Origin of the sequence: Actinoplanes sp. NPDC051475 (assembly GCF_040689425.1) — a bacterium.
Lineage (GTDB): Bacteria > Actinomycetota > Actinomycetes > Mycobacteriales > Micromonosporaceae > Actinoplanes.
In genome coordinates, this window is the sequence record NZ_JBFAZZ010000006.1 from 20,513 (window position 1) to 33,710 (window position 13,198).

Genomic DNA, 13,198 nt, shown 5'->3' on the forward strand with positions numbered 1-13,198 from the left:
GTCAGGGCTTGTCGTTCTGCAAGCCCGCATTTTGGGCGATGGCGCCGGGAATCGCGTACATGTGGGCGAACGCGCGGGCCTGCTCGCCGGTCCACAACGAGGACCCGTAGCCGTAGACGACGCCCTGCCGGGTGGCCGCGTCGAGCAGGCTGTGCGGGCTGCGGCTGCCCAGCGGGATCACGTTGCCCTTGATGAGCTTGACGCGGACGGCGCCGGTGACCCGCTGCTGGCTGCTGTCCAGGAACGCGCGGAAGTCGCCCAGGATCGGGTCGTAGTAGACCGCCTCGTGCAGCAGGTCGCCGTACGTGGTGCCCAACGTGGCCTTGGTGGCCTGCTGGCGGTTGCTGAGGACGAGCCGCTCCAGCTCGCGGTGCGCGGCGATCAGCGTCAGCATGCCGGGCGCCTCGAAGCCGACGCGGGCCAGGTTCCCCACCATCGTCGAGCCCATGTGGATGCCGCGGCCCACGCCGTGCTCGGCGGCCAAAACGTTCAGCGCACGCAGGATCGCGTAGTTCGGTGCGCCGGGGCCCGTACCCTCGATCGGGGTGCCGTCGGGCGTGGTCGCGGAGACCACCTCGCCCTTCTCGAAGGCCAGGATCAGCTCGACGCCGTCGGCCGGCGCGTCCGCGATCGACTTCGTGTACGTCCACGCGTCCTCGGGCAGGTAGTCCCAGGAGCCGTACGTCTCCTTGCCGCCGATCGAGGTGCCGATCAGCCCCTCGTTGATCGAGTACGTGGTCACCTTCTCCGGCGTGTGGAAGCCCCGCTCGAGCAGGTAGTCGCGCTCGTACTCCCGGGTCAGCCGCTCGTCGCGGATCGGGGTGATGATCTCCATCTGCGGCGCCAGGGCGCGGATCACCGAGTCGTAGCGCACGTGGTCGGCGCCGGCGCCGGTGGAGCCGTGGGCGACGGCCTCCGCGCCGTTGTCGATCGCGGCCTGCACGACCTTCTCGGCCTGCACCAGCCGTTCGGCGCCCACGCACGACGGGTAGCCGCCGTTGCGCAGGTAGTTGGCTTTGATCGCGTACGTGATGACGCGGGAGTAGAGCTCCTCGCGCGCGTCGATGACGAAGTGCTCCGCCGCGCCGAGCTCCTCCGCGCGCTTGCGGACCACGTCGGCCTCGCCGCTGTGCAGGCCGCCGGTGTCGATGTTGGCGGTCAGCACCTCCCAGCCCTGCTCCCGCAGGGAGACCAGGGCGTACGACGTGTCGAGGCCGCCGGAGAACGCGAGGACGATCTTGCGCTTGGACATCAGTTTCCTTCGGACGGGTACGGGAGTTCGAGGATCGGCACGTACGACGTCCCGTCCTGCACGAGGTGGCCGGGCTTGAGCACGTAGTACGTGCTTTCCCGGGCCTCGATGGCCTTCTGCATGGCTCGCTGGCGCTCGTAGTCGAACGGGTCGAGCAGGAACGTCGGCTCCGGCTCGGCCTCGGCCGGCGGGACGGTGAAGTCGTTCTCGTAGACGAACGAGCCGGGCGACGTGTGGAAAGGCACCGTCGCCACCAGGATCTGGAGGCGGCCGAACCGGGTGTGCACCCGCAGGGCGGTGTTGTCGTACTGCGTCACGCCGTCGAGCTTCTTGGCCTGGTAGACCGACAGGGCGAGGGCCTTGAGCGCCCGGCCCAGACCGACATTGGTCATCACCGACCACAGTGACCAGCCGACCCAGGTGCCCGGCGCCGCGCTCGGCGCCGCGCAGTAGCCGCCGATCGGGATCGGGCCGTTGTAGTCGCTCTGCTTCACCTTCTCGAAGACCGCCCGCAGGTGCCGCTTGGCGTCGTCGTCGAAGGCGCTGGTCTCCAGCGTCTCGGTGAACTGGGCCTGGGGAAGGGCGGCGATCACCGCGGCCGACGGCATGAGGATCAGGTCGACCATCACCCACTGCGGCATCGGGATGCCCCGGTCGCCGAACGCGATGCCGTTGATCACGTTGAACAGGTTGAGGAACTCGCCGGTGTCCCAGCCCTTGTCCGCGCTGGTGTCGGTGAAGTCGAGCCAGGTGAGCTTGTGGCCGTACGGCGCCTCGTTGAGGAACGGACGCAGCGTGTCGTTCGAGGCCAGGTAGAACTCGAGCCCGTGGGTCTGGAGCTTCTGCATGTTGTCGGCGAAGCCCGGGAAGTGGGCCTCGACGGCGGGCTGCTGCGCGATCACGGCAGGTTCCCTTCGTTGTCCGTACGGCTCCAGGCCGTGAGCTTCTCGGCCAGGCGGGCGCCGGACCCGGTGTCGGGGGCCGGTTCGCGGGCCACCACGAGGATGGTGTCGTCGCCGGCGATCGTGCCGACCACGTCCGGCAGCCCGGACCGGTCCAGGGCGCTGGCCAGGAACTGTGCGGCGCCGGGCGGCACCCGCAGCACGACGAGGTTGCCGCTGACGTCGACCGAGTTCAGCAGCTCGCGCAGGAGCCGGATGAGCCGGGCCGGCGCCTGCTCGACCGGGCGCAGCGCGGGCAGCCCGTCCTCGGGGATGACGTAGACGCCGCCCGCCTTGACGGCACGCAGCTCCTCGAGGTCGCGCGAGAGCGTCGCCTGGGTGACCTGGACGCCGTCGAGGGCCAGCAGCTCGGCGAGCTCCGTCTGCGACCGTACGGCCTTGTCCCGGATCAGGTCGACGATGCGCGCGTGCCGTGCGGCGCGGGTGCCGGGGCCGGTCACAAGGACGCCTCCAGCAGCCAGGCGAGCAGCGCCTTCTGGGCGTGCAGGCGGTTCTCGGCCTGGTCGAAGACCGCGCTCTGCGGGCCGTCCAGCACCTCGTCGGTGATCTCCTCGCCGCGGTGCGCCGGGAGGCAGTGCAGGACGATCGCGCCGGGTGCGGCCGCTGCGAGCAGGTCCTGGTTGATCTGGTACGGCCAGAACGGCGTGAGCCGGTCGATCCCGTCGTCCTCCTGGCCCATGGAGGTCCACGCGTCGGTGGCGAGCACGTCGGCGCCCTTCGCGGCCTCGGACGGGTCCCGCAGCACGCTGACCGACCCGCCGGTGCCGACGGCGATCTCGCCCGCCTCCGCCACGACCGCGGGATCGGGGTCGAATCCGGCCGGGCCGGCGACCCGCACGTGCATGCCCGCGGTGGCGCCGGCCAGCAGGTACGAGTGCGCCATGTTGTTCGCCGCATCCCCCACGTACGCGAGCGTCCGCCCGGCCGTGGCACCCAGCCGCTCCCGGATGGTCTGAAGGTCGGCGAGCAGCTGGCAGGGGTGGAAGCCGTCGGTCAGCGCGTTGACCACGGGAACCTGCACATCGGACGCGAGCTCGGCGAGCCGCTCGTCGCCGGAGGTGCGGAAGACGATCGCCGACACGTAGCGCGAGACGACCCGGCCCGCGTCGGCGAGGGTCTCGCCCCGGCCGAAGTGGGTGGCCTGGGTGTCCACGATCATCGCGTTGCCGCCCAGCTCCGAGATGCCGGTCTCGAACGACAGCCGGGTCCGCAGGCTCACCTTGTCGAAGAAGACCGCGACCGACTTCGGGCCCGCCAGCGGCCGGAAGCGGAACCGCTCGGCCTTCATCGCCGCGGCGAGGTCGAGCACGGCGCTCTGCTCGGCCGGGCTCAGGTCGTCGTCCCGCAGGAAGTGGCGGATCATGAGAGAACCTCCTGGAAGGCGGCGACGAAGGCCTCAGCCTGCTCGCTGGTGAGCACCAGTGGCGGGGCGAGCCGGATCGCGTCCGGCTGGACGGCGTTGACCAGGAAACCCTTGTCCCTCAGCCGGCCGGCCAGGTCGGCGGAGACCGGCTCGGTGAGGACGATGCCGAGCAGCAGGCCCGCGCCGCGGACGCCGGAGACCAGCGGGTGGTCCAGGCCCTCGATGCCGCGGCGGATCAGCTCACCGACCCGCTTGACGTGGTCGAGCAGCCCCTCCCCCGCGATCGTCCGGATGACCGCGAGGCCGGCGGCGCAGCTCACCGGGTTGCCGCCGAACGTGGTGCCGTGCGAGCCGGGGGTGAACAGCTGGGCAGCCCTGCCGAAGGCGAGGCAGGCGCCGATGGGCAGCCCGCCGCCGAGGCCCTTGGCGAGCGTGACGACGTCCGGCTCGACGCCCTCGCTCTGGTGGTGGAACCAGTGCCCGGTGCGGCCGATCCCCGTCTGCACCTCGTCCAGGACCAGCAGCGCGCCCGTACGCGTGCAGATCTCCCGGGCGGCGGCGAGGTAGCCGGGCGGCGGCACGATCACACCCATCTCGCCCTGGATCGGCTCGAGGATGAGCATGGCGGTCTCGTCGGTCACCGCGGCCGCGAGCGCGTCGCTGTCGCCGTACGGGACATGCGTGACGTCTCCCGGCAGCGGCCGGAACGGGTCCGCCTTGGCCGGCTGCCCGGTGAGGGCGAGCGCACCCATCGTGCGGCCGTGGAAGGCGCCCTCGGTGGCGACCACGTGGGTGCGCCCGGTGAGGCGGGACAGCTTGAACGCGGCCTCGTTGGCCTCGGCGCCGGAGTTGCCGAAGACGACCCGGCCGGGGCGCCCGGCGAGCGCGAGCAACAGCTCGGCGAGGGCCACGGGCGGCTCGGCGACATAGAAGTTGGAGACGTGGCCCAGCGTGGAGATCTGCTGGGTGACGGCCTGGACGACCGCCGGGTGGGCGTGGCCGAGCGCGTTGACCGCGATGCCGCCGAGCATGTCGACGTACTGCTTGCCGTCCTCGTCCGTCAGCACCGCGCCCGAGCCGCTCACCAGGCCCAGCGAAGGGGTGCCATAGTTGTTCATCAGGCTCTGCTGCCAGCGTTCGATCAGCGCACTCATGAGGGCACCACCATCGTCCCGAATCCTTCCGAGGTGAAAACTTCGAGCAGCGTCGAGTGCGGGACCCGGCCGTCGACGACGTGCGCCGCGGGCACGCCGCCCTGCACGGCGCGCAGGCAGGCCTCCATCTTGGGGACCATGCCCGACTCCAGGCTCGGCAGCAGCTTCGCCAGCGCGTCCGCGTCGATCTGCGAGGTGAGCGACGACGTGTCCGGCCAGTTCGTGTAGAGGCCCGGCACGTCGGTGAGCACGACCAGCTTGCGGGCGCCGAGCGCGACGGCGAGCGCGGACGCGGCGGTGTCGGCGTTGACGTTGTGCACCACCCCGTCGGCGTCGGGGGCGACGCCGGCGACCACCGGGATGCGCCCGGCGGCGATGAGGTCGTCGACGGCCGAGGTGTCCACCGCGGCGACGTCGCCGACCTGACCGATGTCGAGCGGCTCGCCGTCGATCACGGCGTGCCGGCGGACGGCGGTGAACAGCCGCGCGTCCTCGCCGGAGAGCCCGACCGCGAACGGGCCGTGCTCGTTGATCAGGCCGACGAGCTCCCGCCCGACCTGGCCGACCAGCACCATCCGCACCACGTCCATCGCCTCGGGCGTGGTGACGCGCAGGCCGCCCCGGAACTCGCTCTCGATGCCGAGCTTGGTCAGCATCGCCGAGATCTGCGGGCCGCCGCCGTGCACCACGACCGGCTTGATGCCGGCGTACCGGAGGAAGACCATGTCGGCCGCGAAGGCACGCTGCAGCTCGGGTTCGATCATCGCGTTGCCGCCGTACTTGACGACGACCGTCGAGCCGTGGAAGCGCTCGAGCCACGGCAGCGTCTCGATGAGGACGGCCGCCTTCTCCTGCGGGGTCATGTGCTGTACGCCGAGTTCTCGTGGACGTACGCGTGCGACAGGTCCGTGGTCCAGATCGTCGCGTCCATCTCCCCCTCGTGCAGGTGCACCTGGATGGTGACGTCGCGCCCGCTCAGGTCCACCTTGGAGCGGTCCTCCGCGGCGGCGCCGCCCTTGCACACCCACACGCCGTTGACGCCGACGTCGACGCGGTCGGGCGCGAACGCCGCTTTCGTCGTGCCGACCGCGGCGAGGATCCGGCCCCAGTTCGGGTCGTTGCCGAACATCGCGGTCTTGACCAGGTTGTTGCCGGCCACCGTACGCCCGACCTCGACCGCGTCCGCCTCGCTCGCCGCACCGAGCACCTCGATGGCGATGTGCTTGGTGGCGCCCTCCGCATCGGCGATGAGCTGCTGCGCCAGCGCGTGGCAGGCCTCGGTGACGGCGGCCGTCAGCTCGTCCTGCTCGGGCTGCACGTCGGAGGCGCCGCTGGCCAGCAGGAGCACGGTGTCGTTGGTGGACATGCACCCGTCGGCGTCGATCCGGTCGAAGGTCAGCCGGGTCGCCTCGCGCAGCGCCGTGTCCAGCGCCTCCGAGCCGGCGACCGCGTCGGTGGTGAGCACGACCAGCATCGTGGCCAGCGCAGGCGCCAGCATCCCCGCGCCCTTGGCGATGCCCCCGACGGACCAGCCGTCCCGTTCGACGTGCACGTTCTTCGCGACCGTGTCGGTCGTCATGATCGCCTCGGCGGCCTTCCCGCCGCCGCCGGTGTCCAGCGCCTTGACCGCCGCGGTCACCCCGGGCAGCAGCTTGTCCATCGGCAGCAGCTCACCGATGAGCCCGGTTGAGCACACCGCGACGTCGCCGGCGCCGATGAGCAGCGGCTTCTTCGACCCGCTGCGCAGCGCCGCGGCGGTGTGTTCGGCGGTGGCGTGGGTGTCACGGAAGCCCTGCGTGCCGGTGCACGCGTTGGCGCCGCCGGAGTTGAGCACGACCGCGCGCACCACGCCGCCCTTGAGCACTTGCTGGCTCCAGAGCACGGGCGCGGCCTTGACCCGGTTGGCGGTGAAGACGCCGGCGACCGTGGCGTCGGGACCGTCGTTGACCACGACGGCGACGTCGGCGCCGCCGCTGGCCTTCAGCCCGGCGGCGATACCGGAGGCGCGGAAACCCTTGGGTGAGGTGACGGTCACGGCGTCACCCCGTACGCCGAGAGGCCGGCCGTCTCGGGCAGTCCGAGCATGAGGTTGGCGCACTGCACGGCCTGGGAGGCGGCGCCCTTGCCGAGATTGTCGAGCGCGCTCAGCACGACGATGCGACCCGAGTCGGCGTCCAGCGTCGCCTGCAGGTGGCAGGAATTGGAGCCGAGGGTGGCGGCGGTGTGCGGCCAGGCGCCCTCGGGCAGCACGTGCACGAACGGCTCGTCCGCGTACGCGGCCTGCAACACCTCGCGGGGGTGCGTCCGTCCGATCGGCCTGGCCGTGACGGTGGCGAGAATGCCCCGTGGCATCGGCGCGAGCACGGGCGTCATCGACAGCGAGTCCGCCCCGGACGCCTGCTTGATCTCGGGCACGTGCTGGTGCGCGCCCACCTTGTACGGACTCAGGTCCCCCATCACCTCGCTGCCCAGCAGGTTGACCTTCGCGGCCCGCCCGGCCCCCGAGGTGCCGGAGGCGGCGACGACCACGACGTCGGCGGGATCGGCGACCCCGGCGGCGATGAGCGGCGCGAGCGCCAGGGTGATGGTGGCCGCGTAGCAGCCGGTGTTGGCGACCCGGTGGCTCGCGGCGATGGCGGCCCGCTGCCCCGGCAGTTCGGGCAGCCCGTACGTCCACGTCCCGGCGTGCGCACCGCCGTAGTACCGCTCCCAGGCCGCGGCGTCGGCCAGCCGGAAGTCGGCACCCAGGTCGACGATCTTGACGCCGTCCGGCACCTGCGCGGCGAGCGCCGCCGACTGCCCGTGCGGCAGCGCGAGGAAGACCAGATCGGCGTCGCTCAGCACGTCCGCCTCGGTGGCGACGAGCGGCAGATCCCAACCCACGAGCTGCGGGTGTACGGCCGAGACGGGCATGCCCGCCTGCGTGTGCGCCGTGGCGGCGACGAGGTCGAGCTCGGGGTGCCCGGCGATCAGGCGCAGCAGCTCACCCCCGGCGTACCCACTCGCACCGGCGACAGCGACCCGGATTCCCATACTTACCTCCGCATGACTATGCAGAGAACCGTATAACGGAGGACATCCGGGCGGCAAGCGCATATGCCGCCGGTCACCTTCGCGGGCATCAGGGTCGACGCATGCTGGAGGCAATCGACGAGGACAGCCGGCAGCCGTCGCTGCTGCCCGGCTGGACCCGCGGCCACGTGCTCACCCCACGTCGCCCGCGGCGGCGAGGCGCCGCGCCGGGCCCTGCACTGCGAGCCGCCGTACCCGAGCCAGGAGACCCGCGACGCGGAGATCGAGGCCGGCTCCCGCGGTCGGCCGCGAAGATCCTCGCGGACATCAACGCCTCCGCGGAGGCGGCGCACTGCGCCGGATTGGAGCTCCCCGAGCCGCTGCGGACCCAGCGTGCCGGCCGGCTGGTAGGTGAGGGCCGGGCGGGGTAAGAGGCCGGTATGGCTGACCAGGATCTGCTCCGCATCCGCTCGACCGCGCAGGCCTACGCCGAGGCGGTCCGGGCGACCCAGCGTTTCTTCGACCGGGTGGAGGACCTCGTGGACCCGTCCGTGCAGGCCGAGTACGCGACCCTGGCCGAGCAGGAGAAGCGGGCGGGCCGCGACCGGCTGGATGCGCTGACCTCTGCCGGCGTCGAGGTGCCCAGCGTGGACGACAGCGAGGCCGGCGTCTGAGCGGGCGGGTCGCCGCCGCTTTCATCGAATGGCTTTTGTCCACCGCCGGCGATGACTGACGCTCAGGGCAGGTACGACTTCCGGTCATCCCTGCCGAGTCGGGCGGATGACGATGTCGCCGATTTCGACATCGTCGGCACGTCGATCCGGCCGAACTCGTCGACTGTGCGCGTCACCAACTGGTCGAGGTCTGCGCGGTCGCTCAGCGCGCGGGAGTCGGCCAGGGCACTCTCTACCGGCATTTCCCGACCCGGGCCGACCTGCTCGCGGAGGTCTATCGCGCCGACGTCGACGATCTGGTCGCTACCGCCGGCACACTGCTGGAGCGGCACGATCCGATCACCGCCCTGCAGGCTTGGTTTGATCGGGTCGCGGAGTACGCACAGATCAAGCGCGGCGTGTTCGCCGCGCTAGAGGTGGCGACCTGGGAAGACCTCTCGGTGCGCAGCCTGGGCCCGATCGGCGACGCCATCACTATGTTGCTCGATGCCGGCAGGGCGGCCGGCGAGATCCGGCCTGACGTCGATGCCCGTGACGTCGTCATCCTCATCGGGTACCTGTCCCGTCTGGACGCGGCGGAGTTCGACGCCCGGGCCCGGCACCTGCTGGGAATCGTTCTCGACGGCCTGCGCGACCGCTCCGGCCGCCGTGACGGTGTCGAGTTGCGGCTCGACGGCAAGTTTCACAGACGAAATGGTGGCGCCGAACACTGAATTGCGCCCGAAACGGCGTCGGCCCGCACACGACGCGCACGGCCGTAACGCCGGGCCTTCGACATCGACTGCGATCCTGACGTTGATCGGGACGTGAGCGGTCGCCTCCGGGCACGCTTCCGCGACCCGGGTAGCGCATGCGGGCTCTGCGAGCGTCGGTCGCTGTCACTGGTCTTAGGTTTGACGCGTGAGCCCGTCCGCTGGTGTGCGAGCGGGCCGCCCCCCGGGGAGTGGCCCGCTCGTCGGACGGGTTCAGCGGCGGTGCGTGAACGGCGCCATGATGTGGGTGAATTGGTACGGCTTCTGGGCGACACCGGAGCACTCGTCGGACCCCGCGGTGCCGGGGCACCCGCCGTTGTCGCGGCCCAGGGCCCAGAAGGAGAGTTGGCCGATGTTGTGGCCGATCGCCCACCGGGTGACGGCGCGCGCGTCGGCGAGGGTGAACACCTCGAGGGGTCCGGTTTCGCCGCCGGTGCCGTAGTCGTCAATGCCGATCATCTCGGTGATCCCGACCATGTTCCACAGGTGCGCGGTGGATCGGTGGGGATGCAGTGCGCGAAGCGTGGTGAGCAGGCCATTCGCCGCCGTCTTGGTGTCGGCGGCCATGTCGTGCGGCTGGTCGTCGTAGTAGTCGAAGGTCATGATGTTAACGATGTCGACCCGGGCGCCGTATCTGATCGCGCTGGTCAGCACGTTGACGGCGTTGGGTTCGAGGCCGGCCGGCGTTGTCGGCAGGGTGTAGACGATCTGCAATGGCCGGTGGTGCCGCTGAGCCCACCGCTGTACAAGGTGGATGGCCTGGTTGCGCCGGTCGATGGCCGCGGTGTTGTCCAGCGAGGCGTCTTCGATGTCCATGTCGAGCCGGGTGACGTCGTAGGTCGTGATGACCTTCTGGTACGCGGCGGCGATCCGGGCGACGTCGGTGCAACTGTCGGCGATCTCGGTAGCGGTGCTGTCCGCGCTGTATCCGCCGAACGACGGCACGACGTCACCACCGGTGGCCCGGATCCGGGCAATCTCCGGCCCGAACACGGACCCGGCAATCGGCTTGGCCGGGTCGCCGTTCCACAGGATGTCGCAGGAACCGGTCACCTGCGTCTGCAGGAACGCCATGGTGAGGTAACGCGCCCCCGACGCCTTGCTCACCTCGGCAGGGTTGGCGTCGGTGTACGCCTGGAAGTACGGCGCGAACACGTGCGCGGGGAAAGACCGGTGAGAATCTCCGGCGTACGCGGCACTGGCCGCGGGACCCGCACCGGCGACGATCGCCGTGACAGCGGTGGCGGCGGCGATAAGTCCGCGAGCGAGGGGGCGGGTGAGCGGCATGGTCGGCCTTCCCTACCGTCTATCTGCAATAGTTAAACTGTTTGACGATCAGACCGTAGGATCGACCGCCACCCATGTCAACGGTTGCGGTGGCAGAAGGCGCAGGGCTACGCATCAAGCCCGGTCACGGTTCCGGGGCCTGACCGCATCGCCGCCCGCCGACCTCGACGCGTCGGCGCCGCGTGCACGTAGATCCACGCCGAAGAGAAGAGTTCGGCGGTCGTGGGCGTCGGCGGTCGAACCGCGATCGACCTGTCAATGTCGAGAAGTGCGCCGTACTCACGGCTGGCTTCGCTTCGGCGCGGGGCGGGATCCTGATTCCACCCGTTCGCCGCGTTCCCACGCGTGCACCAGTACCGAGCACCACATCCGGTACGGCGCCCAGGCCGCAGTGATCCGTTCGACCTCGGCGTCGTCCGGCTCGGTGGCCAGTCCGTAGAGGCGGCCGATTCCGGCCCTGGTGATGGCCTCTACCGGTACGGCGTCGGTGCGCCCGGCGCCGCGGAGCACGATGCCGGTGGCGAAGAACGGGCCGACGCCGGGCAGCGTACGCATCTCTGCGATCGCCTCGTCGGCCGGCTGCGCCCGTAGCCGGGCCCGGTCCAGCCGCCCCTGCATCGCGGCGTCCGCGATCGCGTGCAGCTTGGCCACCTTGTCCAGGGCGACGCCGGGAATCGCGGTCAGCTTTCGCAGCCGTTGCGGCGTGGGGAACGCGTGCACGACGGCGCCCGCGATCTCAAACGCCTCGCCGTGCTCGCGGGCGATGCGCTGCCGGATCGCCCGCTGCTGGGTGATCCGGATCCGGTGGCCGATGACGAACGCGCATGCCGCCTCGTACGGCGAGTGGAACAGCACCGGCCGCAGATAGTCCCATTCCCGTTGCAGCGCGCCGAGCACCGGGTCACGGTCGCCGACGGCCGGATAGCCGCTGCCGTCCTCGTCCAGCGACAGGACCGCGAGAGCCTGCTCCCATGCCGCTCGTCCCCCGCCCTGCACCTGACCCTCGACGGTGTTACCTCGTTGGCGCAGCACCACCGCCGCCGAGTGCGTCCAGTCCTCGGCCGGAAAGGCCATCACGATGCCGCCGTCGGTGCTGCGCACCCATCCGCCGAAGTGCCTGCCCTGACGAGCCATGTCGTAAGGCCCTTGAATCATCGTTTCCATGCCCATAGCCTGCGCCGCCATACCGGACACCCGATGTCATGTTTTCCAGTTAATCTTCAGGGATGCGCGCGGATCGTTTGCTGTCCCTGGTCCTGCTCCTGCAGGCCCGGTCCGGCGCATCCGCGCCTGAGCTGGCCGAGCGGCTCGAGGTGTCGGTGCGTACGGTGCTGCGTGACGTGGCGGCGCTGAGCGCGGCCGGCATTCCGGTCTACACCGAGCGTGGCCGCGGCGGCGGCATCCGGCTGCTCGATACCTACCGCGGCGGAGTCGCCCACTTGAGCCAGGCCGAGGGCGCCGGACTCGCGGTCGGCCAGCACCGGCTCGCAGCCGATCTCGGCTTGGGCGACGCCCTCGACATGGCGATCGAGAAGATCGCCGCGGCTGGCGGCCGTGCCCTACGCAGCGGCGTCGAACAGGGCCGGGCCCGCGTGATGGTGGACGTGGACCCGTGGCACCGCTCGGGCGAGGCAGTGCCACTGCTGCCGGCCCTGCACGACGCGGTGATCCAAGGCCGGCGCGTCGAGCTGGACTATCGCGACAGCGAGTCCCGCCACCGCCGGGTGACCGCAGATCCGCTCGGCCTGGTCGCCAAGGCCGGCGTCTGGTATCTGGTGACCACGGAGCCGGCCCTGTTGCGGGTTTCGCGGATCCAGGACTTGACCGTCCGTCCCGACCCGGCGATCCGGCCGGACGGCGTTGACCTGGCCACGACGTGGGCCGAGCTCCGCGAGCGGGTCGAGGTCCGGCCGCGAGACCTTGCGGTGACGATTTCCGTACGCCCGGACGCGCTCGGCCGCGTCCGGCGAGTCCTGGGGATCACCGGCATCGGACCGGTGCTGCACGCCCGGTTCGACGGCGTCGCCCATGCCGTCGGCAGTTTGCTCGGCTTCGGCACCCAGGTTGAGGTACTGGCCCCGCCGCAGGTACGCGCCGGGCTGATCGAGGCCGCCCAGTCGGTGATCCACCTCTACCAGCCCGGCGCAGCCACGCCACGCAGCGAGTAGGTCCGTCACCCAGCTGCGCATGCCGCAGTATGCGCAACGCGGCCACGGCGACGCTGTGCGCGTCGACCGGGTCGGTCTTGCGGCCCTGGCCGGTGGCGAACACGCGGGCTCGGGCGGACAGCTTCGCGGGCACATCGAGGACAGTTTCGCCGTCAGCGACCAGGCGCTGGGCGACGTGCCGGCCGATGCCGCTGCAGCCTTCGACCGCCCAGACGCGGTCGGTGTGTCTGCGGCCGGCGGCGAGCATCGCCTGATAGCCGTCGCGGTCGGTGCCGAAGCGACCTTTGCCGACGGCCTTCTCGCGGTGGTTCATGATCTCGATAGTCGCGGAGCGCTTGTGCGGGTCCACGCCGATGACGACTCGCGCCATGGTTGTTCCTCCCCAGTTCCGACGATGCGTCGGCGGGAGGGCAGCGCTACTTCGAGCTGGGCATACCCCTCTTGAGCCTCTCCGCGCCGCGGTGACCGGCAGGCCGTACGCCAAAAGAGAGTCACACCAAACCGCGGTGGACAGCCGCAGACAGAGCGTTCCGCCGGTCACCTCGACCAAGCCTGGCCGGGCTGCGGTCGTACC

14 protein-coding genes and 1 pseudogene are annotated in these 13,198 nt (G+C 71.0%); 4 read left to right on the forward strand and 11 right to left on the reverse strand.

Features of this window, described 5'->3' with window-relative positions; all coding sequences use genetic code 11:
* Nucleotide 1: 1 nt before the first annotated feature.
* From argG to argC, 8 genes are read right to left on the reverse strand one after another with little or no spacing between them, the layout of a single operon-like run.
* Nucleotides 2–1,252, reverse strand: a complete 1,251-nt coding sequence (gene argG, locus AB0368_RS13895; RefSeq protein ID WP_366154217.1) for an argininosuccinate synthase — start codon at nucleotides 1,250–1,252, stop codon at nucleotides 2–4.
* On the reverse strand, nucleotides 1,252–2,154 hold the full coding sequence (locus AB0368_RS13900; RefSeq protein WP_366154218.1) for a hypothetical protein: 903 nt from the start codon (nucleotides 2,152–2,154) through the stop codon (nucleotides 1,252–1,254). Before AB0368_RS13900 ends, argG begins: the two co-directional genes overlap by 1 nt.
* Entirely contained in the window at nucleotides 2,151–2,654 is a 504-nt protein-coding gene (locus AB0368_RS13905; RefSeq protein ID WP_366154219.1) for an arginine repressor, read from the reverse strand. The genes AB0368_RS13900 and AB0368_RS13905 overlap by 4 nt, the downstream gene beginning before the upstream one ends.
* Complete coding sequence (gene argF, locus AB0368_RS13910; protein WP_366154220.1) at nucleotides 2,651–3,577, reverse strand: ornithine carbamoyltransferase; 927 nt, start codon at nucleotides 3,575–3,577, stop codon at nucleotides 2,651–2,653. Before argF ends, AB0368_RS13905 begins: the two co-directional genes overlap by 4 nt.
* The gene (locus tag AB0368_RS13915) at nucleotides 3,574–4,731 is read right to left on the reverse strand and encodes an acetylornithine transaminase (RefSeq protein ID WP_366154221.1); all 1,158 of its coding nucleotides are present in this window, start codon (nucleotides 4,729–4,731) and stop codon (nucleotides 3,574–3,576) included. The genes argF and AB0368_RS13915 overlap by 4 nt, the downstream gene beginning before the upstream one ends.
* A complete protein-coding gene (argB, locus tag AB0368_RS13920; RefSeq protein ID WP_366154222.1) occupies nucleotides 4,728–5,594 on the reverse strand; it encodes an acetylglutamate kinase in 867 nt (288 codons plus the stop codon). The genes AB0368_RS13915 and argB overlap by 4 nt, the downstream gene beginning before the upstream one ends.
* Nucleotides 5,591–6,766 carry a bifunctional glutamate N-acetyltransferase/amino-acid acetyltransferase ArgJ gene (gene argJ, locus AB0368_RS13925; protein WP_366154223.1) on the reverse strand — a complete coding sequence of 392 codons (1,176 nt, stop codon included), beginning with the start codon at nucleotides 6,764–6,766 and terminating at the stop codon, nucleotides 5,591–5,593. Before argJ ends, argB begins: the two co-directional genes overlap by 4 nt.
* Entirely contained in the window at nucleotides 6,763–7,764 is a 1,002-nt protein-coding gene (gene argC / locus AB0368_RS13930) for an N-acetyl-gamma-glutamyl-phosphate reductase (protein ID WP_366154224.1), read from the reverse strand. Before argC ends, argJ begins: the two co-directional genes overlap by 4 nt.
* Before the next feature lie 101 nt (nucleotides 7,765–7,865).
* On the opposite strand from argC, the gene AB0368_RS13935 reads away from it, so the two are divergent.
* The 3 genes from AB0368_RS13935 (at nucleotide 7,866) to AB0368_RS13945 (ending at nucleotide 9,130) form a co-directional block, all read left to right on the forward strand.
* Nucleotides 7,866–8,174 (forward strand): hypothetical protein, encoded by a 309-nt coding sequence (locus AB0368_RS13935; RefSeq protein ID WP_366154225.1) that lies wholly within the window; start codon nucleotides 7,866–7,868, stop codon nucleotides 8,172–8,174.
* 9 nt (nucleotides 8,175–8,183) lie between these two features.
* Nucleotides 8,184–8,417 carry a hypothetical protein gene (locus AB0368_RS13940; protein ID WP_366154226.1) on the forward strand — a complete coding sequence of 78 codons (234 nt, stop codon included), beginning with the start codon at nucleotides 8,184–8,186 and terminating at the stop codon, nucleotides 8,415–8,417.
* A 179-nt stretch (nucleotides 8,418–8,596) separates the two neighbouring features.
* Nucleotides 8,597–9,130 carry a TetR family transcriptional regulator gene (locus tag AB0368_RS13945; RefSeq protein ID WP_366154578.1) on the forward strand — a complete coding sequence of 178 codons (534 nt, stop codon included), beginning with the start codon at nucleotides 8,597–8,599 and terminating at the stop codon, nucleotides 9,128–9,130.
* A gap of 252 nt (nucleotides 9,131–9,382) precedes the next feature.
* Here AB0368_RS13945 and AB0368_RS13950 read toward each other — a convergent pair whose 3' ends face one another.
* Both AB0368_RS13950 and AB0368_RS13955 read right to left on the reverse strand, forming a co-directional pair.
* Entirely contained in the window at nucleotides 9,383–10,456 is a 1,074-nt protein-coding gene (locus AB0368_RS13950) for a chitinase (protein ID WP_366154227.1), read from the reverse strand.
* Between the two features lie 279 nt (nucleotides 10,457–10,735).
* Entirely contained in the window at nucleotides 10,736–11,620 is an 885-nt protein-coding gene (locus AB0368_RS13955; protein WP_366154228.1) for a hypothetical protein, read from the reverse strand.
* Nucleotides 11,621–11,682: 62 nt separating this feature from the next.
* Here AB0368_RS13955 and AB0368_RS13960 point away from each other — a divergent pair, with 62 nt between their 5' ends.
* Nucleotides 11,683–12,624 carry a WYL domain-containing protein gene (locus AB0368_RS13960; protein WP_366154229.1) on the forward strand — a complete coding sequence of 314 codons (942 nt, stop codon included), beginning with the start codon at nucleotides 11,683–11,685 and terminating at the stop codon, nucleotides 12,622–12,624.
* 82 nt (nucleotides 12,625–12,706) lie between these two features.
* Here AB0368_RS13960 and AB0368_RS13965 read toward each other — a convergent pair.
* Nucleotides 12,707–12,994: pseudogene (locus AB0368_RS13965) on the reverse strand (transposase); the annotation flags it as partial.
* Nucleotides 12,995–13,198: the final 204 nt, after the last annotated feature.